Annotated in this window: 7 protein-coding genes; all 7 read right to left on the reverse strand. The window is 40.2% G+C overall.

Annotation, left to right across the window (positions count from 1 at the left end; all coding sequences use genetic code 11):
* Positions 1-138: 138 nt before the first annotated feature.
* On the reverse strand, positions 139-11,472 hold the full coding sequence (locus HT730_RS00930) for a DUF1542 domain-containing protein (protein WP_173306527.1): 11,334 nt from the start codon (positions 11,470-11,472) through the stop codon (positions 139-141).
* 701 nt (positions 11,473-12,173) lie between these two features.
* Positions 12,174-13,049, reverse strand: coding sequence for an Rpn family recombination-promoting nuclease/putative transposase (locus tag HT730_RS00935; protein ID WP_173306528.1), 876 nt, complete (start codon positions 13,047-13,049; stop codon positions 12,174-12,176).
* Positions 13,050-13,149: 100 nt separating this feature from the next.
* Positions 13,150-14,838 carry an alpha-L-fucosidase gene (locus HT730_RS00940; protein ID WP_173306529.1) on the reverse strand — a complete coding sequence of 563 codons (1,689 nt, stop codon included), beginning with the start codon at positions 14,836-14,838 and terminating at the stop codon, positions 13,150-13,152.
* Between the two features lies 1 nt (position 14,839).
* Positions 14,840-18,628 carry a sugar-binding domain-containing protein gene (locus HT730_RS00945; RefSeq protein WP_173306530.1) on the reverse strand — a complete coding sequence of 1,263 codons (3,789 nt, stop codon included), beginning with the start codon at positions 18,626-18,628 and terminating at the stop codon, positions 14,840-14,842.
* Positions 18,629-19,058: 430 nt separating this feature from the next.
* Positions 19,059-24,008, reverse strand: a complete 4,950-nt coding sequence (locus HT730_RS00950) for a ZmpA/ZmpB/ZmpC family metallo-endopeptidase (RefSeq protein ID WP_173306531.1) — start codon at positions 24,006-24,008, stop codon at positions 19,059-19,061.
* 202 nt (positions 24,009-24,210) lie between these two features.
* Positions 24,211-25,110 (reverse strand): SPFH domain-containing protein, encoded by a 900-nt coding sequence (locus HT730_RS00955; protein ID WP_316043876.1) that lies wholly within the window; start codon positions 25,108-25,110, stop codon positions 24,211-24,213.
* 129 nt (positions 25,111-25,239) lie between these two features.
* A complete protein-coding gene (locus tag HT730_RS00960; protein ID WP_173306532.1) occupies positions 25,240-26,391 on the reverse strand; it encodes an iron-containing alcohol dehydrogenase in 1,152 nt (383 codons plus the stop codon).
* Positions 26,392-26,420: the final 29 nt, after the last annotated feature.

A 26,420-nucleotide genomic window follows, 5' to 3' on the forward strand; every position in this document is an offset into this window, starting at 1 on the left:
AGAGCAAACTAGGAAGCTAGCCGTAGACTGTACTTGAGTACGGCAAGGCGAAGCTAACGCGGTTTGAATTTGATTTTCGAAGAGTTTAAGCTTTGAAAATCGGATTTATTATCTGATAATTATCAAACAATCTACCAATTAAGCTTCTTCGTCTTCTTTACGACGACGGCCTGCAAGACCAAGACCAAGTAATGCACTTGCGGCAGCTGCTACCATAGCTACAGTAGAATCTGCTGTACCTGTATTTGGTAATTCTTTAGCTGCTTTACGCGCATTTGCCGCTGCTTCTTGGCTAGCATTAGCTGCTGCTTGAGTTGTAGCTGGAGCTACAGCTGGTGTTTGAGCAGCTTGATCCTTAGCTGGGCTTGTAGGGTCAGTTGCTGGAGCAACTTTCGCCATAAAGTCTTCGATACGTTTCACCATTGCATCCACTTCATCTTGGCTTGCTTTCGGATCTGCAAATACTTTCTTAGCGTCTGCCAATAAGTCAGTCGCTTCTTTTGCAGTTTCTGCATCAAGCTTAGCTGATTCTTGGATGAACAATTCATCTAATTGATGGATAGCACCTTCTAACTTAGCTTTATCCACTTTTGCGTCAGTGTTAGCAGCTCCGTTATTACCTCCACCATTTGATGGTACATATGGACGTTGTTTGAATGCGTCATCTCTTGGAATTGCTAATACTTGGCCTTCTTTTGTAACGATTGTTACATTTCCAGCTTTATCAATGTTAATAGCTAATTCTTTCTTACCATCTTTTTCGACTGTTGCATTACCATCTTTGTCGATTGTAATTTTCACTTTAGAATCTTTAGATGTGTAAACTGTGTTTCCATCTTTATCTGTTGATTTAATGTAAGCATCAAGATCGAATTCTTCTACATTTGTGATAGCACCTAGAACCTTGAATTGGAATTTCGCTTTTTCTTCTGGAGTAATATTAGCAAGGTCTGCTACCTCTACTTTACTCAAGTCGATATCAAGATTATCTCCACCGTGTTTAGATTTAGAAACAGCTTCTTTATCTTTCACTAGTTGTTCTTTAGAAATTGTTGCTGTAGAACCGTCTGGCATTGTTACTGTTGCGTTTCCTTTATCGTCTACTACTACAGTTGCGCCTGGGTTGACTGCTTCAATTGATTTCTTAACAGCGTCTTTTTCGTCTTTTGTTAAGTTTTCTTTATCTCCAACTAATGTACGGATAGCTGGTGTTTTCACTTTAGCAGTCTTAGCTTCGTCAGCAAATTTTTCTGCTGGGATTACTAAGTCTGAAGCTGGGATGTTAAGAACTGTTCCGTCACCTTTGGTTACTGTTGCGTTTCCTTTATCGTCTACTACTACAGTTGATCCTGGGTTTACTGCTGCTACAGCTTTCTTAACAGCTGCTTTTTCTTCATCTGTAAGTTGAGTTGGATCTGCTACTACAGTCTTAGCTGCTGGTGTGTTTGCATCGTTACCACCATTTGGTTTCGTAGCATCATCTTCAACTTTAACTAAGTCTGTTGATGGGATAACTGAAACATTGCCATCTTTCACTACAGTTGCATTTCCTTTATCGTCAACTACTACAGTTGCGCCTGGATTTGCTGCTTTAACTTTGTCTTCGATTGCTTTCTTCTCAGCGTCAGTTAATTTCTCAGGGTTCGCGACTTTTGTCTTAGAGGCTGGTGTAACTGCATTGTCTTTAGCTTTGCCATCGTTCACATCTTTTTCAGATTTTGTTAAATCTGATGCTGGGATAACTGCTGTCTTACCGTTTGGAAGAGTTACTGTCGCATTTCCTTGGTCGTCTACGACTACAGTTGAACCTGGATTGACGGCTGCTACTTTAGCTGCAATTGCATCTTTCTCATCTTTTGTTAATGAGTCTGGATTTGCAACTTTTGTCTTAGAAGCTGGTTTAACAATGTCATTTCCTGCTTTTGGTGCTTTTTCTGCATCTGACGACTTAGTTAAGTCCGCCGCTGGAATGACCGCTGTCTTACCATTTACTGTTACTGTTGCGTTTCCTTGGTCGTCTACTACAACTTCAGCACCTGGATTTACTGCTTTAACTTTAGCAACAATTGCATCTTTCTCATCTTTTGTTAACGATTCTGGATTTGCTACTACAGTTTTATCTGCTGGTTTAACGATGTCGTTTCCTGCGTTTGGTTTAGCTGCGTCTGCTGCTGTCTTAGTTAAGTCTGATGCTGGAATGACAACTGGTTTTCCATCTTTAGGTGTAACTGTTGCATTTCCTTGGTCGTCTACTACTACAGTCGCATCTGAATTTACTGCTTTAACTTTAGCTGCAATTGCATCTTTCTCATCTTGTGTTAATGAGTCTGGATTTGCTACTACAGTCTTATCGGCTGGTTTAACGACGTCGTTTCCTGCGTTTGGCTCTTTAGCTGAATCTGCTGTCTTAGTTAAATCTTTCGCTGGAATTACTGCTACTTTACCATCTTTAGTTGTTACTGTTGCGTTTCCTTGGTCGTCTACTACTACAGTTGCTCCTGGATTTACAGCTTTAACTTTGTCTTCGATTGCTTTCTTAGATGCTTCTAAGTCATTTGGATCCAAGACTGTCTTATCTGCTGGTGTGTTGACATCGTTTCCTGCGTTTGGCTTAGCGGCTTCTTCTGCTGTTTTCACTAAATCTTTCGCTGGGATAACCACGGTCTTACCATCTTTAGTTGTTACTGTTGCATTTCCTTGGTCATCAACAACTACAGTTTTAGCTTCTGGATTCACAGATTTAACTTTAGCTGCGATTGCATCTTGCTCGTCTTTTGTTAATGATTCTGGATCTTCTACAACTGTCTTGTCAGCTGGTTTAACTACGTCGTTACCTGCGTTTGGTTCTTTAGCTGAATCTGCTGTCTTAGTTAATGCCGCCGCTGGAATGACCGCTGTCTTACCATTCACTGTTACTGTTGCGTTTCCTTTGTCGTCTACTGCTACAGTTGCACCAGGGTTAACTTCTGCTACTTTAGCTGCGATTGCTTTTTTCTCATCATCAGTTAATGAGTTTGGATCTGCTACTACAGTCTTATCTGCTGGTGTATTGACATTGTTTCCTGCATTTGGTTTCGCTGCTTCTTCTGGAGTTTTCACTAAATCTGCCGCTGGAATTGTTGCAACTTCTCCATCTTTAGTTGTTACCGTTGCATTTCCTTTGTCGTCAAACGCCACCTTAGCTTCTGGATTTACCGCTTTGATTGCTTCTGTAATCTTAGCTTTATCTTGGTCTGATAAATGATCTGGATCGCTTACAACTACTTTGTCAGCTGGTGTGTTAACTTTGTTTCCTGCATTTGGTTGTTTAGCTTCTTCTTGACTTGTTACTAAATCTGCCGCTGGAATTGTTGCTGTTTCCGTATTACCATCTTTATCTTCTATAGTTACCGTTGCATTTCCTTTATCATCTACGAAGATCGCTTTTGCATCTGGATTAACTTCTTTAATCTTAGCTTCAATCGCTTTTTTCTCTTCTGGAGATAATGGTTTAGTTGGATCAGCTACTACTACTTTATCAGCTGGTTTGTTAATGTTATTTCCAGCTTTTGCATTTTTAGCTTCTTCTGCAGTTTTCACTAAATCTTTTGCTGGAATTACAAAGCTTCTACCATCTTCTGTAGTTATCGTTGCATTTCCATTGTCATCAACAACAACCGTTGAACCTGGGTTCACTTCCTCAACAGCTTTCTTAATAGCCTCTTTATCCACGTTAGCTGGATCTGTTACTAATACCTTATCAACAGGTTTCTTAATTAAATCTTGTTTCTCAGGTTTTAATAGATCTGCTTTTGGTTTCGCTAAGGCTTCTACAGGGATTGTTGCGATGTCTCCATTTGCATTCTTAACAGTCGCATTTCCTTTTGCATCAAATACTACTGTTGCTCCTGGGTTAACTTCTAAGATGTTTTTCTCAATTTCTTGAATATCTTCCGCTGTCAATTTATCTCTGTCTTTGACTAAGACTCTGTCTGCTGGTGAATTGATTTTATTTCCTGCATTCACTTTCTCTTTATCAGCGTCAGTCTTCGTTAAATCAGCTACTGGAATTGTTGCAGTTTTACCTTCTGGTGTTGTTACTGTCGCATTTCCATTTTCATCTACGAATACTGTTGAACCTGGATTTATACGTTGAACTTTAGCAGCGATTTTCGCTTTAACATCATCCGTGATTTGTCCATCTTTAACAAACACTCGATCTGCTGGTTTGTTAATAACGTTACCTGCTTTTGGATCGCTTAATACTTCATCATCAGTTTTCACTAAATCATCCGCTGGAATTACTGCTGTTTTTCCGTCTGGTGTTGTTACTGTTGCGTTTCCTTTATCATCAACTACTACAGTTGCTCCTGGGTTAACTTCTGCAACTTTAGCTTTAATAGCTTTACGGTCTTCATCAGTTAATGCATCTTTATCAGCAACTACTGTTTGATCGATAGGTTTCTTAACCGCATCTTGTTTCGCTGCATTTTCCAAGTCTTCTTTAGCATTTGATTTCACTAAATCACTTACAGGGATTGTCGCTATAGCTGTAGTTCCGTCTTGATTTGGTACTGTTACTGTTGCGTTTCCTGCTTCGTCAAATACAACTTTAGTTCCTTCAGGGTTTACCGCCTGAATTGCTGCAGTAATCTTAGCTTTTTCAGCATCAGTTAATTCAGCTGGATTTGCTACTACTGTTCTTTCAGCTGGAGTATTTACTTTGTTTCCTGCTGATGGAGTTTCTTTAGCTGCTGGATCTTTCAATAAGTCTTCAACTGGGATTGTTGCTGTCTTACCGTCTGGTGTTGTTACTGTTGCGTTTCCTTGGTCATCAACAAAGACAGTCGCACCTGGGTTTACTGCTTCAACCACTTTTTGGATTTTAGCTTTAACTTCATCTTTATTCGGTCCAACTAAATCTGCCGCCGCTGCCGCTACTTTATCCGCTGGCTTGTTGATGTTATTTCCTGCTTTTGCACCATCAACTTCTTGTGGAGATTTCACTAAGTCTTCTTTGGCGATTACTACAGTTTTTCCTTCTGGAGTTGTAACTGTTGCATTTCCTTCGTCATCAACTACGATAGTTGTCTTCGGATCTCTATTTACCTTAGCGATTTCTGCTTTGATTGCATCTTTTTCAGCTTGAGTTAATTTACCTGCTTTCTTAACAAGTGTTTTATCTGCTGGTTTCTTAACTTCATCTTGCTTGTCTGGCTTAGTTAAGTCAGCTGCATCTTTTGCTAAATCAGATGCTGGAATTGTTGCTACAGCTCCATCTTTCGTTGTTACTGTTGCGTTTCCTTTGTCGTCAAATGCAACTGTTGCACCTGGGTTAACTTTAAGAATTTCTGCTCTAATCTTATCTTCATCAGCCTTGATATTAGCAGGATCTGTTACAACCACTTTCGTTGCTGGAGTGTTTACTTTGTTTCCTGCATTTGGTTGAGTTGTATCTTTGATAAGATCTTCAACAGGGATTGTCGCTGTTTTACCATCTGGAGTTGTTACAGTCACATTTCCTTGGTCGTCTACGAATACTTTTGAACCTTCTGGGTTCACTGCTTCTACAGCCGCTTTGATTTTAGCTTTAACGTCTGCTTTCTTCGCATCATCAGCTAAATCAGCTTTTGTTGCTGCTACTTTATCTGCTGGTTTGTTGACGTTGTTTCCTGCTTTTTCATCTTTAGCTTCTTCTGGAGATTTCACTAAGTCAGTTACTGGAATTGTTGCTGTTTGACCGTCTGGTGTAACTACTGTTGCATTTCCTTTTGCATCAACTACTACTGTTGCATCTGGGTTTACTGCTTGAACTTTAGCCTTGATTGCTGCGATATTTTCAGGAGTTAAGGCATCTTTAGCAGCAACTACTTTGTCTACTGGTTTGTTGATGTTATTTCCTGCTTTAGCAGTTTCTTTGTCAGCTTCTTTCTTCACTAAGTCAGCTTTTGGAATCACTACAGTTTTACCTTCTGGTGTTGTTACTGTTGCGTTTCCTTTGTCATCAACTACTACAGTAGAATCTGGATTTACTGCTTCTACAGCTGCTTTAATAGCATCTTTAGCGGCACTTAAATCTGCATTTGGATCATCTACTAAAGCTGGATCCACTACTACTTTGTCTGCTGGTTTGTTGACAGCATCTTGTTTCGCTGGGTCAGCTAAGTCAGCTTTAGCTTTTACTAAATCGCTCGCTGGGATTGTTGCCACAGCTCCGTCTTTCGTTGTTACTGTTGCATTTCCTTTTTCATCTACAACAACTGTTGCATCTGGATTTACTGCTTGAATTTTAGCTTTAATAGCGTCTGTAACTTCTTGTGGTAATGGTGCATCTGTACTGTCCACCACTACTCTATCAGCTGGAGTGTTTACTTGGTTTCCACCGTTAACATTCTCTTTATCCGCATCTGATTTGACTAAATCTGCCACTGGAATTGTTGCAGTTTTACCATCTTTAGTTGTTACAGTCGCATTTCCTTGGTCATCGACTACTACTGTAGCATCTGGGTTCACTGCTTCAACTGCTGCTTTAATTCTAGCAAGTTCAGGGTCTGTTAATTGCTTACTGTTATCAACACGTACTCTGTCAGCTGGGGTGTTGATGTTGTTACCAGCTTTGGCAGTTGATGTTTCATTAGGTTTTTTAATTAAATCATCTGCGTCAATAACTGCTGTTTTACCTTCTGGTGTTGTTACAACTGCGTTTCCTTGGTCGTCAACTACTACAACTGCACCTGGATTTACAGCTTCAACTTTTGCTTTAATTTCAGCTTTTACTTTATCAAGTTTTTCTTTATTTGCTTCACCTTGTAATGCTGCAATATCTTCTACAACTGTTTGAGCATTCGGTTTATTGATGTCATCGCCACCGTTTGCTTTCTTAGCATCTTCTTCTGTCTTGAATAAGTCACCTGCTGGAATTGTCGCAATTGTTCCGTCTTTAAGAACTACTGTTGCATTTCCTTCATCGTCATATTTAACAGCTTTAACTTTTTCGTCGCCACCATTTAATTTTTTCAGTTTTTCAGTTACTTCAGCTTGTGCTGCCGGGTCTGTCGCTAGTCCAACTTTTTTATCTGCTGGCTTACGAACACCTGCATTACCTGAATCAGGATTTGCTGCATCAGCTAAAGTACGCACCAATTCTTTGGCTGTAAATCCTGCTGTATTTCCTTCTGGTGTTGAAACCGTTACTGTACCATTGTCATCAATTGTCACAACAGCATTAGGATTTACTTCACGAACAGCTTTTTTGATGTTTTCTTTATCTGCATCTGTCAAACTTTCAGGATTTCCAACAATCACTTTATCCGTTGGACGGTTGATGTTGTTGCCACCACCTGCAGTATCTAAAGCATTTACATCTTTTGTTAGGTCTGTTTGTTTTAATGTTTCAGGTGCTTGCTTCCCTGGTAAGGTTACTTCAGCACTTCCATCATCCTTAACAACTACCGTCGTTCCAGGAGGGTTTACTGCTTTAATAGCATCTTCTAGTTTTTTCCGTTCATCCTCATTTAAGGCTGTTGGATTTTCAGCAATTACCTTGTTCGCTGGTAAACGAGCAGAGTTGATGGCTTTAATCGCTGCTTCTGCTGATTTCTTAGCGTTATCAACATCGGCATTTTTCTTAGCACCATCGATTGCCTCTTCCGAAGCTTTCTTAACAGCATCTACCTCAGCTTGAAGTTTTGCTCTAGCTTCTTCAGTCAAGGCTGCGTCTTGAGCAATTTCTTGCTTTTTAGCAGCGGCTGTAGTTTCTACCGCTGTTTTAGCTGCTGGTTTTTTAGCAGCAGGTTTAGTAACACCCTCTACCTGTGTTTTTCCAGTATCGCCTGCTGTATCGATTTTACCTTGCTCTTGTGTAGCTGCTTCAGGCGTTTCTGCATTATCATTTTTATCCTTAATTTCAGCTTTCTTAGCATCAGCAAGTTTTTTAGCTTCTGCCTTCGCTTCTGCCTTTTCTTCCTCTGTTAGGTCAGTGCGGGCATCCATTTCTGCTTCTTTAGCTTTTAAAGCTTCATCGATTTTGTCTAATGCTGCTTGTTTACCGATTGGGTTGATTTTAGCAACTTCTTTGGTTCCTTCAGCTTGTTTTTCATTTACAGTAGTTTGAGCTGCTGTTGCCGCAGCTGCTGTTTCTGCTGTTGCTGGTTGTTTTTCGATTTCAGCAAGGGCGGCGGCTGCCTTGTCTTCAGCATCTTTTTTAGCTTTTTCCTTCTCGGCTTGTGTTAAGCTATCATTGTTCGCAATAGCATCCTTCTTAGCTTCCAAAGTCTTAGCGATTTCTTCTTTAGCTTTTTCTTTACCGATTGGATTTACTTTCGCTACAGCACCAGTACCTTCATCTTTACCTGCAGTTATATCTGCTGCATTTGTTGCATCAGCGATTTTTTCTAATGCTGCGTCTTTATCTTTATTAACTTCAGCAATAGCTTTTTCTTTTTCAGCTGGTGTTAACTTATCGTTACCATTGATAGCTGCGATTTGTTCTGTCGCTTTGTTAGTAACCGCATCAATAGCTGGTTGTTTATCTAATTTCACAACTTTCTCTACAGGAATTGTATCTTTAGAATCATCTTGATAAGTTACTACTAAGTTCGTACCCTCTTGAACAAGATCTTTTACAACCTTCTTAGCATTTTCAGCTTCTACTGCTTTTCCTTTTTTATCTTCTAAGTTCTTATCTTCATTTTTCTTAGAGTATTCTAATGGAAGATTTTCTTTAATATTAGCTAACTCATCTGCTGGAATATTATCAATGTTTGATACCACCGGTTTCTCAGCATCAGCCAACTCTCTAATGTCATATTTTTTCGTTTGAGATTTTAATACAATACTGAATGAACCTGGGTCAGTTTCATATGAAGAACCTTTAGCAACATTACGAATTTCTTTTCCATCTGTGTCAGTTGCAGTTGCATAACGAGTTACTAGACGATATTCATCATTATCACCTTTAGGGAATTTAGCCGCGTCAAGTTTAGGTGTCTCTTTCGTTACCTTACCACCAATTTTCACAATTGCAGGATTTTCAGCTGTCGCTACTGTTTCTGCAGTAATTGGCGTTAAAGTCATATCATATTCGTTATCTAAAACTGCAGGATTCGCAGTTGCACTTAAATCATTGTTTCCACCTTTTTTAACTGTTGCAGATTTAATCTTACCTAAATCATCTGTATATTTAATATCGATATTGATATCTTCATTAGCATAAATATAGACATCTTTTTTACCATTTGCAGTTGTAGAGTAAGGGATTGTTACTTCTGGAGCATTGTTCGTACGTGCAAAATCAGTCAATGGTCTAGTGTCTGTTGAACCATCTTTATAGGTTACAACTACATTGTTATCAACTTTTTTAATGCTTGTGATACGGTCTGCTTGATTTTCTACAGCTTGACCTTTTTTATCAGCTAGACGAGCATCGATGTTATTTTTAGAGTATTCAATCTTAATCTTATCTTTGATTTTATTAAATTCTGCTTCACTCACATCTGACGCGTCATCCACTGCTACTTTATCAGCTTCTGCTGGTGTTTGGATGTCATACTTTTGAGTTTGTGGTTTCAATACAACTTCAAATGCTCCTGGGTCTGTTTGGAACGAATTACCTCGAGCAGTATTTTTAATTATTGCATTATCTAAGTCAGCCGCTGTTGCATATCGCTTACCTAACACTAAACCTTTAGTTCTGGCTGTTTCTAATTGTTTATTTGTTAGCTTACCTCCAGGCATTCCTGAATAACTAATAATTGCCGGTGAATCTTCTGTTGCTGTTGTTTCAGCATCAATAAAGTTCGCAGTGTATCCCCACTCAACATCTACTTTATTTTCTTCACCTTCTACTTTATTAAATGCATTATTCCCACCTTGAACTACTGCAGCACTCTTGATCTTACCTGAGTCATCTTTGAATTTAATATCAAATGAATTTTCTTCTCCTCCATAAACATAAACCTGCTTTGTTGCAGCATCAGAGAATGGAATTTCGACTGTTGGTGCGTTATTGGTACGTGCCACATCAGAAATTGAAGCTGTGTCTGTTGAATCATCGTTATAGGTTACAGTGATAGTTTGTCCATTTACGTCAATACTTTTCACTACAGAAGCTTGATTATCTAAATCTTGACCTTTTTTAGATTCTAGTCTAGCATCTTGGCTAGTTGTAGAATATCCAATTTTGATTTGGTCTTTAATTTTCTGAATATCAGTTTCCGTTAAGTTGTTAATATCTGAAACACCAATTTTATTCGCATTGTTTTCTGGTTGCTGGATGCTGTATTTGTATGTTTGAGATTTAACAACCATTTTGAAGTAACCTGGATTAGATGAGTTTGTACCACCTGATATTTTGTCTCCATCTTCATCAACAATATGTAAATATCTATCCCCTAATACTGCATTTTGATTTTCTTGTTTAGTATATCCAACTTTCGGATTTGTTTTAAATGTCTCATTTGGTTTTCCTGTTACACGTACTGTTACTGGTCCTGTTGTTGGACTTGTAATTGAACTGTACGACCATCCGAAACCATCTGTTTCTACTGGTTTAATAGGCGAAGATATAGGTCTTCCATCTAAATACTGACCACTTCCTTTTTTAACTGTCACTTCTTTTAGTTTTTTACCAGTTGTTGAATTTACAGAAATCTCAATGTCTGTATCTTCTTCGTTATAAGCATAGACTTCTTTTGTCTTATCATTAGAAAATTCTATAGTATAACTTAAATTCCCTGAAGTTACCGTTGTAGGTGCATGAGTTGTAGCTGTCGCTTCTGTACGGAAAGCATTCTCTTTATCAATCTCTTTATCGTTACGTGGGTCGTTTAAACCTGTGTTTTCGATTGCGTTAGATTCTGATTTTTTCTCAGTGTTTTCTGCTTTTTTACCTACAGTTGGTTGTCCGTTAGTAGTATCTACTTTCGGAGCGTCTTTTGAATCTTTTGGTTTGTTTTTTAATTTTGAGCTTACTGTAGTGACAAGGTTTCTGTAAGCTACGTTCAATTCATCTTGACTAGTTGCAGAAGCGAGTACAGACTCAGCAGAAGCCAATTCACCATTCAAAAGAGCAAGGCTCTCCTCTGTTTTATTAGCATACGTACCTGCAGAAAGTTTTGATTTAACTTCTGAAATGTAGTTTTCAAGTTGCTTTTTGTCCAAAGCTGGAGTTGTTACTTCTGGTGCAGCTGGTTTTGCTGGTTCTTCTACGACTGGTTGTGCTGCTGGAGTTGATTGGGCATCAGAAGCTGGTGCTACTACCGAAGCACTTTCTGCTTCTTGTGGTCCCTCATGTTCAGAGGCTAGCCCTGGAGCTGCTAGAGATGTCTCTTGTTTGCTTAACTCATTAGCTGATACAGCTCCATTTCCCAAGAACATGAACAGGGCAGCAACTGCTACACTGGCTGCTCCAAAACTATATTTACGGATTGAGTAACGTGTGACTTTTTCACGGTGCGAGCGTTCAACACGACTCATAGGCGATTTCTTCTCCACTTATTGTGTTCTCCTTAAAAATATTTTTTATGTCCATATCTACATGCAAAGATTCCTCGCCATGGACGAGGTTTTGCATGTGATACTTTACTTCTTCATTGTACATGATAAGTGATATATATGCAAACTAAATGCTCATCAAATTTACTTAAAAAAAAACATTTTCAGACAATTTTTACAATTCGTTCGTTTTTATAACCAAAATTATGAATTTTTTAACTTTAAAATCAGGAAAATGCTTTAATTTTCTATATATTGTTATATTTCCTTGAAAACTAAAATTCGGAAATGAATTTGAATAAATTCTTTTTATTTTGAAAAGCAGATAACTTTGATACCTAAAAGGAACTATTCTTGTTTTTTTGAACAAAATATTCGTAAAATAAATATACAAGGATTTTTAGGTTTTTGGCTTTTTTTCTTCCAAAAATAGAACCTGTCAGTTAAATGCTCAGATTCTCTGATAGCTTTCTAGCAGAGCCCAACAGAACCAGACCCTATCTCTCATATGCACTATTCTCTTAAAATTCAAAGGCTAAACACGCCAGAGTCGCCTCACCGTAGAAATATGACTGACTTCCACATCCTAATTACGACCTAAAAGTATTAGCATTCTCTGGCTGGTCTGCCTGTTGCAACTAACAACTAAAGCTAAAATAAAACATGCTACCTCATTTTGGCAACATGTCATCTGTTCCTATTTACAGCAATGCCTCAAACTCAGCCACAGTCATGCCTAATTGCTGACTGGCAATCTCAGGTGTCAGAAGACCTTGACGAACTAGATTTGCTAACATCGCGAAACCACCTTCAGCTCGACCACGCTCCTCCGCTTGTTCCAAGGCATAGTCCTGTGCTAACAAGGCTTGTTCTTCACGCATACGTAGTTGACTAAACATTTTCCTGTCCTCCTCGGACCAGCTCTTGTAGTCTAGCAGTTGGTCTGCTTGGCTGATGGCTCGCTCAGGTTGTTGGGTAAAGGGTTTGTTGCCGAAAAACTCTAACCACGGCTTGCGAACCTCGTCTTTGCTGGTTTCTCTGTATTTTTTTAATTCCAAGAACGCCATCTTAACCAGATGATTTTCTTGTCCGTTATTTGTGATAGTTAAGACCTCACCTGTCATATCCTCGCGCATGCTGAAACTGTGAAAAGCCAAGTCATCTGAGAAGTAATTACTATCGACAATTGCGATAGCGTATACTGGTGCGATGTGTTTATAGCTCTGGTGTGTATCACCTTCTCGTTGGCGAATTTTTTCTAGGTTTTGATTGACCTGACTGCACAGATAAGCCCACAGGCGATTGATGAAAAAATTCTGATGATGCACTTGAATCTCAATGATAACTTGGGTTCCATTGTCCAACTCAGCTAAGACATCAATACTGGTATAGAAATCCTGTGCCGAGTAGGGTAAAGAAGGCAAGACGTGAATATTGCTTCCCTCCAAAATGGTTACATTTTTTGCTGTCAAGTCCAGCATATCGCGGATAAATTGACAAGTGATTTCTGGATTGCTGAAAATTTTCTTAGCTACCAAGTCATTGGTTGGGCTGATGCCCGGATGTCTTAAAGTCATCCATTTCCTCCTCTTATTATACCATAGTTTTAAATCTAATTTTGTTAGATTCGATGGTTCTATCTATTTATTCGGAAAGGAAATGAATTGTGAAGATATTTTATCTCGTTTCAACTAAAATATGAGCTTGATCAATCAGCTGTCCATCAACAGTCAGATTCAGATAGAAATCCAAGGTCTTATCAGCAGCAAAATACAGGGTTGGTATGGTCAAATCTTTTTTGCTTTCCCCAGCTTGAAACGCAAGGACTTGAATCTCGTCCTGATAGGCGACACCATGCACACCAGTCCCCGGTTGAATCGAAATCTTAGCCTCCAAAGGAGTGTTACATTCGCTACGTTCAACCTTAAAATGAAGAGTCTCTCCCTTTGCTACAGCTAGACTTTTTTCTGCAAATGCTAGTCCCTGAACAACTTCTTGTTTTGATAAGCTAGGAGTTTTATAGAGGGCAATCTTGGTCAATACAGGCATAGATTGTGCCTCTGTAATGACCACGCGCACCTTCTGTGCCTCTACTAACGACCCTCGCAGGAGGCGCTTATGACCAACTGTAAAGCCCATGCCAAATTCCTGCCAGACACCATCTACCTCTACTTGCACATGAAAAGCAGCGATTCGTTGCCCTAGTTTCAAATCTTCTCTTAACTCAATTACATCAAAAGTTTTAGGTGATCCTAAGTCGAGTTCTAACTGGATGGGCAAGTCTGCATCGCTTGCCCAAGAGCTGGTCTTAAGGCCATCTGTCAGATGACGACAATCAAAGTCTGCGGAAAGAGCTGGACCAGATACCTCAGCTCCCAGAGCCAAATCTTCTTTATAGAGCTCATTGCGATAGGTCGCAAATTCATAAAGTCGTTCAATATCCTTTGCATCAAAGAGCCCATCTTGATTTGGCGGAATATTAAGTAGGAGCGGGGTTCCTCTCCCCACCGAGTGAAAGTAGATTTCAACCAACTCCTCGAGAGACTTAGGATCCTGGTCCTCATGGTAAAACCAACCTGGCCGGATGGAAACATCTGCCTCTCCGATTGAAAAAATCGTGCCCGAGGGATCTCCATGCTGAAGATAGTCCAGCTCTGCTTCTGTCCCTAGTTTGTCAGGATTCACCTTTTGCCATAGTGGATCACCTGCATACCCTCGTTCATTGCCAATCCAGCGGATACTAGCACCTTCTGTTGAAAAAATTAAGCAATCGCCCTGCAGTTCACGAATGGTTTCAAACCATTTTTCAAATTCATAATTGACCTTTTGAGCGCCCTCTCCTCTGGCACCATCCATCCAGACCTCAGCAAATTTCCCTCCATTTCCATAGGCAGGATTTGATAAAATCTCCTTCAGCTGAGCCAGATAATAGGCATTATAGTCCGCTTCTCGGTCCACATGATAGAGGGGGCTGTGGGCATCCCAGGGTGATAGGTAGACCCCCATATCCATATCAAACTCTGTGACAGCTTGGGAAACTTCAAGGAGCAAGTCCCCCTCTTCATTCCTCCAAGGACTGGCTTTGACCGAATAATCTGTGTGAGCTGTCGGATAAAGGACAAAGCCATCGTGGTGTTTGACCACCAAAATCAACTTTTTGAAGCCCGTTTCCTTGAGCACGCGAACCCACTCACGCGCATCTAACCTTGTCGGATTAAAGCGTTCAGGATCCTCCTGACCTGTCCCCCATTCCTGGTCATAAAAGGTATTGGGCCCAAAATGTATAAATGCTGCTAGTTCATCCTCTAAATAAGCTAGCTGGGTCTGACTAGGCAAGGGGCCATGCGGTTTTATTTCTCTTACCATATTACTTCCTATCTACATTTTTCTTTACTTTTTTGGCATGTACTTGCAATTCTGTTAACGCTAGAGGGCTTGCCAAGCCTTCAAATCGAAGACGAAGGGCATAGGTTTCCACCTTATCAAATTCAAAACGAAGCTCTTCAGCCTTTTCGCTTGAAACTTTTCGGATGCCTGATACAGGTTGCCAATTCTCCTCTTGCTTGAGCAGAGAATCCTTGTCCAAATGATTTGGAGTCCGAGGCAAGCTAGGCTCATTCCCTATGTAATAATCAATAAAGGTCGGCTCAACAGCCACATATTCTTGATTTTCAACATAATACAAGGTCACGTTATCCACAAATCGCGGTTTTAAAATCCCTGCATCTCCAAAAAGAATGCCCACGCTGGCTTGCTCTGACTTGGTAATCCAAGTATTGGCTGTCGATTTTTTCCGAGCAATGACCTTGTCATTGAGGTAAGAGGCTGGATGATTTGGCTCTGAGTGAGAAGCAAAGACCAGAGGCAAGTCGGACCCTGTCCACTGATTGGAAATAACTTCGCCATCTACACTGGCATCTGTCACATGAATGGTGACTGTTGCTGGCAACTCACAGCCCGCTACCTGCCCTGTGAGCACACTTTCTCCTACCTGAGCATAGATTTGAGAATCAAGTTCAGCCCAAGTCACCTTGGCCGTATCTCTTCTGCCATCTGATAAGACTAGCTTGACTCGATCTGGTAAGTGTGGGGCTTCCTTGACAAGCGTCCAAACCCTTTCAGGCTCAATAGCGCAAATCCCTTGGACACAAACCTGAGCAGAAGCCTTTAAATCCAAACCCTCTAGCTGGCCAGATACCGTAAATTCATGAAAGCTTGCTATATCTTCTTTAGGAATTTCCTCCCAGACAACCTTGACTCGTTGTGCACCCCTGAACTCATAGTCCACCAAAACTGAAGATGGCAGCTGTGGATAAGTTCCCTTAGCTGTATACAAGCGAAGTGGTCGTACAGAAAGTGCCTGTCCTAGTGAGGTATTTTCTGCGACCTGCAAATGAGTTTGATAGGTCTTCCCTTGATAAATGGCGTGAATCGCCAAGTCGCCTGCAGACAAGCAATGAAGCATCCCCTGCTTGATAATGGCATGGGCACTGCCACTCGTCTCCCAAATCACTTCACTATTCCCCACCTTGTTCACAGGGTTATCCACAGTTTGTGGATAAAGTCCAATGGCTGGGGAATTCCCTTCTTGTAATCCTGCCTGCTTATCCACTCGAATCTCAAATAAGCGCTGATTTTTCACTGGCTGGCAAGCCAAAGCCTCTCCCACTAAGAGATCAAAACTTGCTGGCTCTAGCCCTCCGGCACTGGCCTTTACTCTCACTTGACCTACCTGCTCCAAGCTCTGAACTAAGAGGACACCTCTGCCATGAAAGGCTTTCCGCTTAAACCGACCATTTTTCTGGGCTTGGTAACGTTCACGACTGGCCTGCCTACCATTATCCACACCTACAATACGAGCAGGGCCTTCAATTTCAAAATGAAGCTGATTGGAAGCAGTCGGCACCCAATTTCCATCCTTGTCCAATACATCAAAATAGAGATAAAGGAGGTCTTGCCCATCTGGTTCCAGTTTTGTTTTCTCGGCATGTAACCCGATTTTGGCTGGCTTACCTGCAGTCACCACCCTATCTTCTGCCACAAGCTGACCTTGACGGTCATAGGCCACAGCATGCAATTCTCCTAGTTGATAAGCCAAACGCCATTCAAGATAGAGTTGATCAGAACCTTCTCCCTCTTGGTATTTTCTACCATCTGAAGTCCATTTCTCCTGAAAAGTCTTTCTGCCTTGGGATTTTCCATTTAGAAATAGCTCTACAGAACAGGCATTTGAATACACTCGAACAGGGATATCCCCATACTTATCCACAACTTGTTGATAACTCTTGTGGATTTCCCAATTCCAGTGGGGTAAGATATGAACCATGGGATGCTGATCTATGTCCAACCACTGACTTTGATAGAGATAATAGTCATTTTTTGGAATTCCTGCCGTGTCCACAAGCCCAAAATAGGAACTCTTGACAGGCGTGTCATTTTGGTTGTGCCAAGGAGTCGGCTCACCAATATAGTCCACTCCTGTCCAGATAAACTGACCTGCATAGTCTAGACGATTTCTATCTGCTATCCAAGAAGTCGTCGCTGTCTTCCCCCAAGGAACTCGATCATTGCCATAGTCTGACTGTTCAAAATTCCGCACGCGGCGATTATCCCCAACCCATTCCTTATCTGGGCGAACATAGCTATCACGCGTTCGGGTAGCCGATGAGGTTTCAGACCCGTAAAGTCGCCACTTGGGATGTCTTTTGCGAATCCCATCAATATTGTCTTCTGAGTAATTCAAGCCCACCACATCCAGCAAATCAGCAATCTTTTCATGACCTCCAGACCCATCTCCAAAGCGGAATTGATCCATTCCCATGGTCACAAAACGACTATCATCCACTTCTTTGACCCTTCCTAGCAAGCGTTTGATCGTCTTCAATGAATGAGCATCGCCATTTGCTTCACTAACTTCATTTCCTAAGGACCACATAAAAATCGCTGGATTGTTCTTGCCACGCTCAATCATGGTGCGCAAATCATAATCTGACCAAAAATCGCCTACCTTCGCTTCTGGATGAGTCGCTTCTTCCTCAAAAAAGCGACCATAGTCATATTCTTTCTTGCCTCCATACCAGGTATCAAAGGCTTCTTCTTGGATGAGTAGCCCCATTTTAGCAGCCACATCCAGCAAGATGCTACTGCCTGGATTATGGGTGATTCGAATCGCATTGACGCCCATTTCCTTCATCTGGCGCAATCGTCTCTCAGCAGCGGACCTATTTTCCACAGCTCCCAGCGCTCCATAGTCATGGTGCAAACAAACCCCATGAATCTTCAACCAGTGGCCATTTAGAAAGAAGCCCTTATCCGCTTGCCAATCCATATAGCGGTAACCAAATGTCTCCTCTTCTTCATCAACCAAAATGCCATTTTTGTAGATGCGAGTCTTCAACTGATAGAGATGAGGATGGTCAATATCCCAAAGCAAGGGTTGAAAAATTGATATCGCTTGTTGGAAAGAATATTTGTCCCCAGACTCAATCACTAGAGAGTCTGTCGCCTGCCAGTCTGACAGCTGTTGTCCATCATACCAGATACTCTGCTCCAAATACACCGACACGGACTGAAGTCCATCATTTGAAACCTTACTTGTAAGCTGGGTTTCCACCCAAGATTGCCTTTGCTCTTTGAGCTTGGGACTTTCTATCTTAATCCCATATAAATCCAGATGAACTGCATCTGTAATCAACAATTCTACTTCTCGGTAAATACCGCTACCCGAGTACCAACGACTGCTAGGTTGCTGATTTTCCACAAAAACCGCAAGCTGGTTGGCTGTCCCATCATTTCTTAGATAAGGCGTAATATCATAAGAAAAAGGTGTGTAGCCATTGGGATAATAGCCCAGCACTTGCCCGTTGATATAGACTTGGGCATTCATGTAAACTCCATCAAAGAGCAAACGCACCGATACAAGACTGGCATCTTCTTCCAAGTAAAACTGCGTCCGGTACCAAGCCTGACCCCCGTTTAACTGACCACCCTCATTTTGCGCTGGCGAATACTGGTCAAAATCATTGTAAATACTCCAGTCATGTGGCACTTGAATAGCCTGCCAATTTTCTCTCTGAAAATCCGGTGCCAAGGCTTCTTCTTTCCCCACCTCCTGACTAAAAAACCAGTGATTCCGTAAAACTTCTTCTCTTCTCATACAAGCATTCCTCTTTAAACAAGTCTATTGACTTGACTATAGCACAAAACAAAAGCGCTTTCAAGATTTCCTCTATCACTCCCTAAATACTCAGAAAAGATTCTATAATTTGTGGAAAAGTCTGAACATCACTCCATGTTCAAGCAAACTGTAATTTTCAAGAAACAATACTCTTCTGAAATCTCTTCAAACCACGTCAACGTCGCCTTGCCGTGCGTATAGTTACTGACTTCGTCAGTTTCATCTGCAACCTCAAAACCATGTCTTGAGCTGACTTCGTCAGTTTTATCTGGCAACCTCAAAGCTGTACTTTGAGCAACCTGCGGCTAGCTTCCTAGTTTGCTTTTTGATTTTCATTGAGTATCAAACCTTACAAGAGCCAAAAAAACACCTCTCTGAATGTTCATTCCAGAGAGATGTCCCTTTTGTCTTAACTATTGTAAATCGACTGTCTAAAGTCATCTGAAGCTTTGAGATGAGCTTTATAAATCGCTTTTTTCAGTTTTTGAACTGGAGTTTCTATAAATGAAAGTCTCTGAGCCGTTGTGTTACCTTGATTTATTTGAGTCATTTCTTCACGTACAGCTTTATTCATAAGCTCTTGTAATTTTTCTTTACTATCAATTACTTGTTGTTTTCCATTGTAATTTATCGTAATTGGTTTTAGTCTATCTAATTTTGTAACACGCTCATTAATTTGTTCTTTTTTGAACTCCGCATATGTTTTTCCTAGAATTTTTTCAAAAATATACTTATCGGATAATGGTTTTCCTGCCGCTTCTGCTTCTACTTTAAACTGATTTGACACATAAGGAACAAATCCTTCATAATAGCCCAAAGCAGCCATCAATTCAAATGCTTGTTTTCTAAAGGTGATGTCCCCACTCATACCAGAGTCATTTTGACTAACTCCAAAAATTGTATCAAACATATCTACTAAATAATATCCATTAGCTTTAACATCACCTTTAGCGTTGAATCCATTTATTATGTAGCGGTTCACTAAAATATTATTATCGATTAAGCTATTGATATCAGTTAATTTTTCCGCTTCTGCCAGTGTGATTTCTGAGATTTTTTCACTGTTATGCGTAGCTTTAACCGCTTGGTTTGTATATGTTACGGGTGTTCTAGTCCCAGTTGAATTTATCGGAGTTATTTTCTTGAAGTATTTCGTCTTGTCTTCTGCTGAAAGTTGCTTTGTTGCTTCTGCCTCTAAATAATCTAAACTATATAACACATCAAAACTTCCATGCATATAAGATTTCAAATCTGCAGCTGTTTTGAATCTATCTGGTGTTTTGTTGTAAAAGCCATTTTTCTTACTTTCATCGTAAACGAAGTTTAAGTTGAAATATGTATCTGTCTCTGGTGTGTATGAATTCTCGAAGATTCCTCTAGCATAAAACTCTGCCGCTGTACCATCTCGACGACCATGATTATTAAACAGTACTGTTCTGTCTAATAAATGCGTCATTTCGTGAGAGTAAGTCGCTGAACCTCTATCATCAAGAACTCTATCTATAAAGTAACGGACACCCACTCCATTGGCTTCTGCACCTACATTTTGCGATGGTGAATACAATCCTAGAGGTGTCATAAAGTCTTTAACCCCTTTATCCGCTGTTGATCCTGATTCTTTAGACCATGTTGTCGCTATTCCAGCAGACGTATTCGTCGTATATTTTTTCATCGTATCGACAATCACTCTATTTGTAATCAGTTTCGGACGATTTTCTTCTTTTGTAATTCGATATAGAGTATCGATATAATCAGCCTGTCTTGTCGCAGTTAATTCTATCAATTCTTTAACCTTATTAAGCTCTTCGGTATACTTAGCTTTATTGGTTTTCTCTAAAGAAGTATCCATATACGTTCCGATGTTTCCGTAGGTTACCGTCGCTATGTTAGTTATAGCATACACGCTTGGCTCTTTGATATTTACCAACCCTAATAATGTAGCTACATTTTGTTGTCTTCTACTTTCTATTTGACGATTTTCAGCTCCATATTTCTCAGGAGGGGTAGTTAATTTTGTATATAAGTCTACTTTTTCATCAGGTTTTTCTTTCGAAGCTTTTTCAACTACGATAGCTTTAGTCGCTTTCTTCAACCACGTATCGCCATCCATATTAGTGAATGTAGTTCTATTGTAATCTAGGAAATCTAATAGCGTTGGTTTATCTGTGATTTTTCCGAAGTATTTCTCAAATGTTTTTGGACTATTGGTTAATCTTAATTCATCATAACTCATAGACCCAAGGTGTGTTAACCAATCTAAAGCAGTAACCTCTTTCTTACCAAATGAGCTTGGATTATAAGCTAGAATATCACGGATGTTGGTATCTCCAAAATCAATATTATAAAAACGATTGATATAGGATAACCCTAGTAATATTTTCTCTTTATTAGCTTCAATATCACCTTTTACTTTTTCTCTATTTTGTTGATTGTCACCTAAAATACTCAAGGTATGCGCCACAACTTTTTTCAAACTAGCTTCTAAATCGGTTTTAGTCGCATCGAGTGTTTCTTTAATCGATAATTTTTCAAGATATTCTTTTCGTAGAATTTCTCTTACTTCATCATCCCTTATCTGCGGCTGCGTTTTTTTCAACTCACTGCGTTTTTTATAAAAATCGCGGTCTATTTCTAAAGCAGGCGGAGTTAGTTGCGCTTTTATTTTTTCATCTGTTAAGAAGTCTACAGCCTTCATTTCTCTACTAGCTTCCGTCACATCCACTGCATTTTCTAACTCGCTATTTTCTTGCAATAGATGTGGTTTGTCTTCTTTAGTACCAACCAAGATTACTTTTTGGCGCATAGCTTTAGTTGTTTCAGTCTTCTCTACTGGATTTGTTAACTCTCCTGTCTCCGGATTAACTTTATAAGTTTTAGTTATTGTTGTTTCACCTTGTTCACCTGTATCTTCAACTACTTCTTTTCCTTTTGGAAGTTCAGGGGCATCTTTTTTCACCTCTACAATTTCTATAGGTTTTACTATTTTCTCAACATTTCCAACTTTAACAACTCTATCTTTAGCTGGAATATTTTCAGTTGTAGTTTCTTCTGAGATAGCTCCTGTTTCTTGATTTACTGTATATTTAGTAGTTGATACTATACGACCTTTTTCTCCTGGAGTTTCTTCTTGTTTTTCATTATATTTCAACGTTGAGTCTGCTTTATAAATTGTTTTAAAAGGAGTTTCTTGTGATTGAACTGTTGGTTTTGTTCCTACTGCCGTTATTTTCGCTTGCATTGGCTTAGCGACTTTTGTCGTTACAGTCGGCTTAGTCAAGTCTCCTGTTTGTTCATTTACTTTGTAAACTTTTATTGTTGTCGTTTCTTCGTCCTGACCTTGATTTCTGACTTCTTTGACACCTTTATCAAGTGACTCATCCGCGACAAACTGTTCACCTCTTTTGGTTGTTGAGGTTGTTTCTTCTACATTCCCAACCTTAACAACTCTATCTACTGGATGTTTTTCTATCTTTGTTGAAGTGTTTTCTACTATTTTCCCAGTACTTTCATCAAAACTGTAAGAAGTAGTTGTCACTTCCTTACCATTTTCGCCTGCTACTTCTACTCGTTGCTCTTTGTAATTTAAGGCTGGTGAAGCTTTATATGTTGTATTATATTCCAATACTTTTTCTTTCGTTACTGGACTTGAGACAGTTGGTTGCTCTTGGGGAGCTAAGGGTTCAGGCTGAACAGCTGGTTCTGGTTCGTTTCCTTGACTTGGGTTGACCTCTGGAGATGGAGCCGTTTGTTCCGGTTGCTCTAGTTGTTTTTGGGTTTCTTGTGGGGTAGACTCACCAACATCTTTGACCCCCTCAACTGGATTCTCCAGCTGGTTCTCCTCACCCTTTTGTTCCGCAGGAGATTGATCTTCTTCGCGTCCTGATTCCACGGCTGGGGGTGCTGGTTCAGAATCTTTGGTCTCAGCAGTTTCTTTAGATGGTTGCTTAGACTCAGTACCTTGTGGGGCAAGAGTTTGATTTTCCTCACCCCCTGATTCCACGGCTGGGGGTGCTGGTTCTGGTTGCTTCGGCTCGGCTTCGGGTTTGTCAGGTGTTTGTTTCTCGCCGGGTGTTGCTTCTGTACCCGGCGTTTCTTCTGCTCCTGGTCTTGGTTGTCCTATTCCATCAGCTGGTTTTGTCTCCGTTTCATTCTCTACTATTGGTTTTTTCTCAATTTTTTCAGGTTGAACTGGTTGAACTTCCTCTGGCTCTGGAGTTACAGGTTGTGTTGGTTTTGGTGCAACTTCTTCCTTAGTCCCAACTGCAATCACCTTGTCCACCGGCTCTTTTGTGATTATATTTTCTATAACTTTGCTAGATTTTTCCCCGTTAACGATAGTGACTTCCGTATAGATGGTGCGTTCACCAACAACACCTTCTTGAACAACTTTAGTTTGCCCTTTAGCTAAGGTTGCATCTTCTTGTTCTATCGTTTGGAAAGCAACCTTCTCTGTAGTGACTAGCAATTCTGGTTTCTCTACTGTGGCATTTAACACACCTTCCTCAGGACTTGTTTTATAATCACTATTATTTTCTGCTTTCGGTTGTTCTCCTTGGGGATTTCCTGCAACTTCCTCCTTAGCCCCTATAGATCCAATTTCAGCAGGTGCTTGTTGGCTTACAGGAGCTTCAACAATTTTCTCAACTGCGTAGGATGGTTGAGGAGATTGCACAAGATCTTCAGTCGAGCTAAAATGAGATGCAGTCTGTGGTATAATCTTCTTAGATTGAGGTTCTGAACTGTCCTCCTTTTGAGATAATGCTGGCGACTCTACCTTATCAACAGTAAGTTCCTTGCTAGCACTATCTCTGACCAAATAATATCCCGTAAATTCATATCCTTGAACTCTTTCAGGACTTGGTAAAAACTGACCTTCTACCCTTTTAACAAGGGCTGGTTGCAATTCTACCAGATTTTCAATAGCAGAGATGGATACTCCCCATCCACCAACAGCAAAGACGCTCACAAGGAAGTAAGACGCTCCCTTTTTTCTCTTGATTAAAGTGAAGGAAAGCAATAATAATCCTGCCCCCAAGATAAACATCCCATCATTAGAAAACAGACCTGTTTCTGGTAATCTTGTAGCCAATTTTCGATAGACAAAATAGTATTCTTTTCCCTCTTTTACCTCAATTTTATTTTCTTCAAACCATTGCAACTCAGATTTCAGCTTTTCAGATAAATCCTGCTCATCCAAATAATGACTTGAAATTAGTTTTGAACTCGTTTCTGTAGCCTGTACAGGTTGAGCACCCATACCAGCAAAAAATAAACTCGTTCCTAGCAAGACCGAACAAGCTCCTATTGCATATTTCCTCAAAGAAAAACGCTGCTTTCTCTCAAATTGAAATTCTTTCATCCCATCTCCCATCATTCATTATTACTGTATATTTAGTATATCAGAAATAGTCTGTATTCACAAATCTTTCTAGTTATTCTCTTATCATTCCTAATTAAAGTAGACAATATACAATAATTTTTAGTTAAATGTATATCAATGTTCTTTGTTTTTCTTAACAAAAACAATACAAAAAGAGCCTGTTGCCAAGCTCTTTAGTCTATTATTTCTTCTCAGCACGGAGGGCTGACAAGATTTGTGTTCGGATATCATCTACACCATTTGGCGTATTTGGTAAAAAGATGGTTTGATTTCCTTTAGAGGCAAAGGTATTCAAAGTATCCAAATACTGGTTGGTCAAGAGGATAGACATGATTTGCTCTTCTGTCATGCCAACATTGGCTTCCTTGAGTTCAGTGATAGACTCTGCCAATCCATCCACAATCGCCTTTCGTTGTTGGGCAATCCCCACACCATGAAGGCGGTCTTTTTCTGCTTCGGCTTCAGCTGCAGTGACAATTTTAATCTTATCGGCTTCAGCCAATTCTTGCGCTGCGACCCGCTTACGTTGCGCCGCATTGATTTCATTCATGGATTGCTTAACTTCTGCATCAGGTTCGACCTTGGTAATCAAGGTTTTCACAATAATATAGCCGTAAGTGGTCATTTCTTCTGCTACTTGGTGTTGAACTTCAAGGGCAATCTCATCTTTTTTCTCAAACAATTCATCCAAGGTTAATTTTGGAACAGAAGAGCGAAGGGCGTCTTCAATATAAGATTTAATCTGAGATTCTGGACGCATGAGTTTATAGTAGGCATCTGTCACGCTCTGCTCATTGACACGGTACTGAGTCGCTACATTCATCATAACGAACACATTGTCCTTGGTCTTGGTCTCAACCACAATATCGCTTTGCAACAATCGCAACTGAATCCGCGCCGCAATCGAGTCAATCCCAAAAGGCAAGCGAATATGAATACCGCTATTGGAAACCTTTTGGTATTTCCCAAAGCGTTCAATAATCGCCACCGACTGCTGACGAACCACATAAACCGTACTCAATGTGACTATCAGCAATAGGAGCACACAAACAATCAGAAAAATCATGAAAAATATTGCCATAATGGAACCTCCACAAGTATTTTTCTAGTATTATAGCACATTTAAAGAAGGCTGTACCGTTTTTACTGCGATTTTTCCTGAAATGTCAATAATTAGAGGTGAATTGTCCTATTGTCGTCCAATCTCTTGCTAAAACAACTCTTTATAAAAGGCAATCGTTTCTTCTAAGGTTGGCATAAATGGATTTCCTGGTGCGCAGGCATCAATCAAGGCATTCTTAGAAAGGTATTCAAAGTCGAAATCTTTTTCTTCAATACCAAGTTCAGTCAATTTCTTAGGAATACCTACTGTCTCAGAAAGCTTCTCAATCTCAGCAATTGCATAATCGGCACATTCTTGATCTGATTTACCTTCTACATGAAGTCCCAAGGCTTTAGCAACATTGCGAAAAGCTTCTGGTACACGTTTAGCATTTTCACGTTCTATAACTGGTAGCAACATAGCACAGCAAACACCGTGTGGCAAATTATATACTGCACCGAGTTGGTGAGCCATTGAGTGAACATAACCAAGACCAGCATTATTAAAGCTCATACCACCAAGGAAAATAGCATTGACCATACCTTCACGCGCTTCAATATCGTGTCCGTTTGCTACGGCACGAGGAAGATATTCCTTGATAAGCTCAATAGCACCAATAGACAGTTTCTTGGTTACATCATAAGCACCAGGTGTTACCAAAGCTTCAACAGCGTGAGTCAGAGCATCCATACCTGTCGCTGCAGTCAAAGCTTGAGGTTTGGAAAGCATGAGTTCAGGGTCATTAACAGAGATAAGAGCAAGGCTATTCTTATCAACCATTACCATCTTAACCTTGCGTTCTTCATCAGTAATCACATAATTAATAGTAATTTCTGCAGAAGTTCCTGCCGTTGTATTGATAGCCACAACTGGCAAGCCTTTTTTAGCAGACTTATGAAGCCCTTCATAATCCTGTGGTTTCCCACCATTTGTAGCTATGATAGAAATACAACTAGCTGCATCCTGTGGAGAACCCCCACCAAGACTGATGATAAAGTCACAGCCATGTTCTTGCAAAGCAGCTACCCCATCTGTGACATTCTTACAAGTAGGGTTTGGCTCTACATCGCTAAAGATGACATATTCGATTCCTTCTGTATCTAGCGGTTTTAAAACCTTAGGCAAAATGTCACTGCCTTCGATGTACTTATCTGTCACCAAAAGTGCCTTTTTATAGCCAAGTTCCTTGATATAAGGACCCACTTCATTTACAACACCTTTACCAATAAGGTTGACTGCCGGAACATAAAATGTAGCCATATAATTTTCCTCCTGCGCCTTCGCGCTAT

The sequence above is a fragment of the Streptococcus sp. k-628 genome, assembly GCF_013277475.1.
Classification (GTDB): domain Bacteria; phylum Bacillota; class Bacilli; order Lactobacillales; family Streptococcaceae; genus Streptococcus.

Bases quoted from the DNA above. Each gene is read 5' to 3' on its own strand.
- HT730_RS00955 (WP_316043876.1), bottom strand. From the start codon at position 25,110: ATGGCAATATTTTTCATGATTTTTCTGATTGTTTGTGTGCTCCTATTG.
- HT730_RS00940 (WP_173306529.1), bottom strand. From the start codon at position 14,838: ATGGTAAGAGAAATAAAACCGCATGGCCCCTTGCCTAGTCAGACCCAG.
- HT730_RS00960 (WP_173306532.1), bottom strand. From the start codon at position 26,391: ATGGCTACATTTTATGTTCCGGCAGTCAACCTTATTGGTAAAGGTGTT.
- HT730_RS00945 (WP_173306530.1), bottom strand. From the start codon at position 18,628: ATGAGAAGAGAAGAAGTTTTACGGAATCACTGGTTTTTTAGTCAGGAG.
- HT730_RS00950 (WP_173306531.1), bottom strand. From the start codon at position 24,008: ATGAAAGAATTTCAATTTGAGAGAAAGCAGCGTTTTTCTTTGAGGAAA.
- HT730_RS00935 (WP_173306528.1), bottom strand. From the start codon at position 13,049: ATGACTTTAAGACATCCGGGCATCAGCCCAACCAATGACTTGGTAGCT.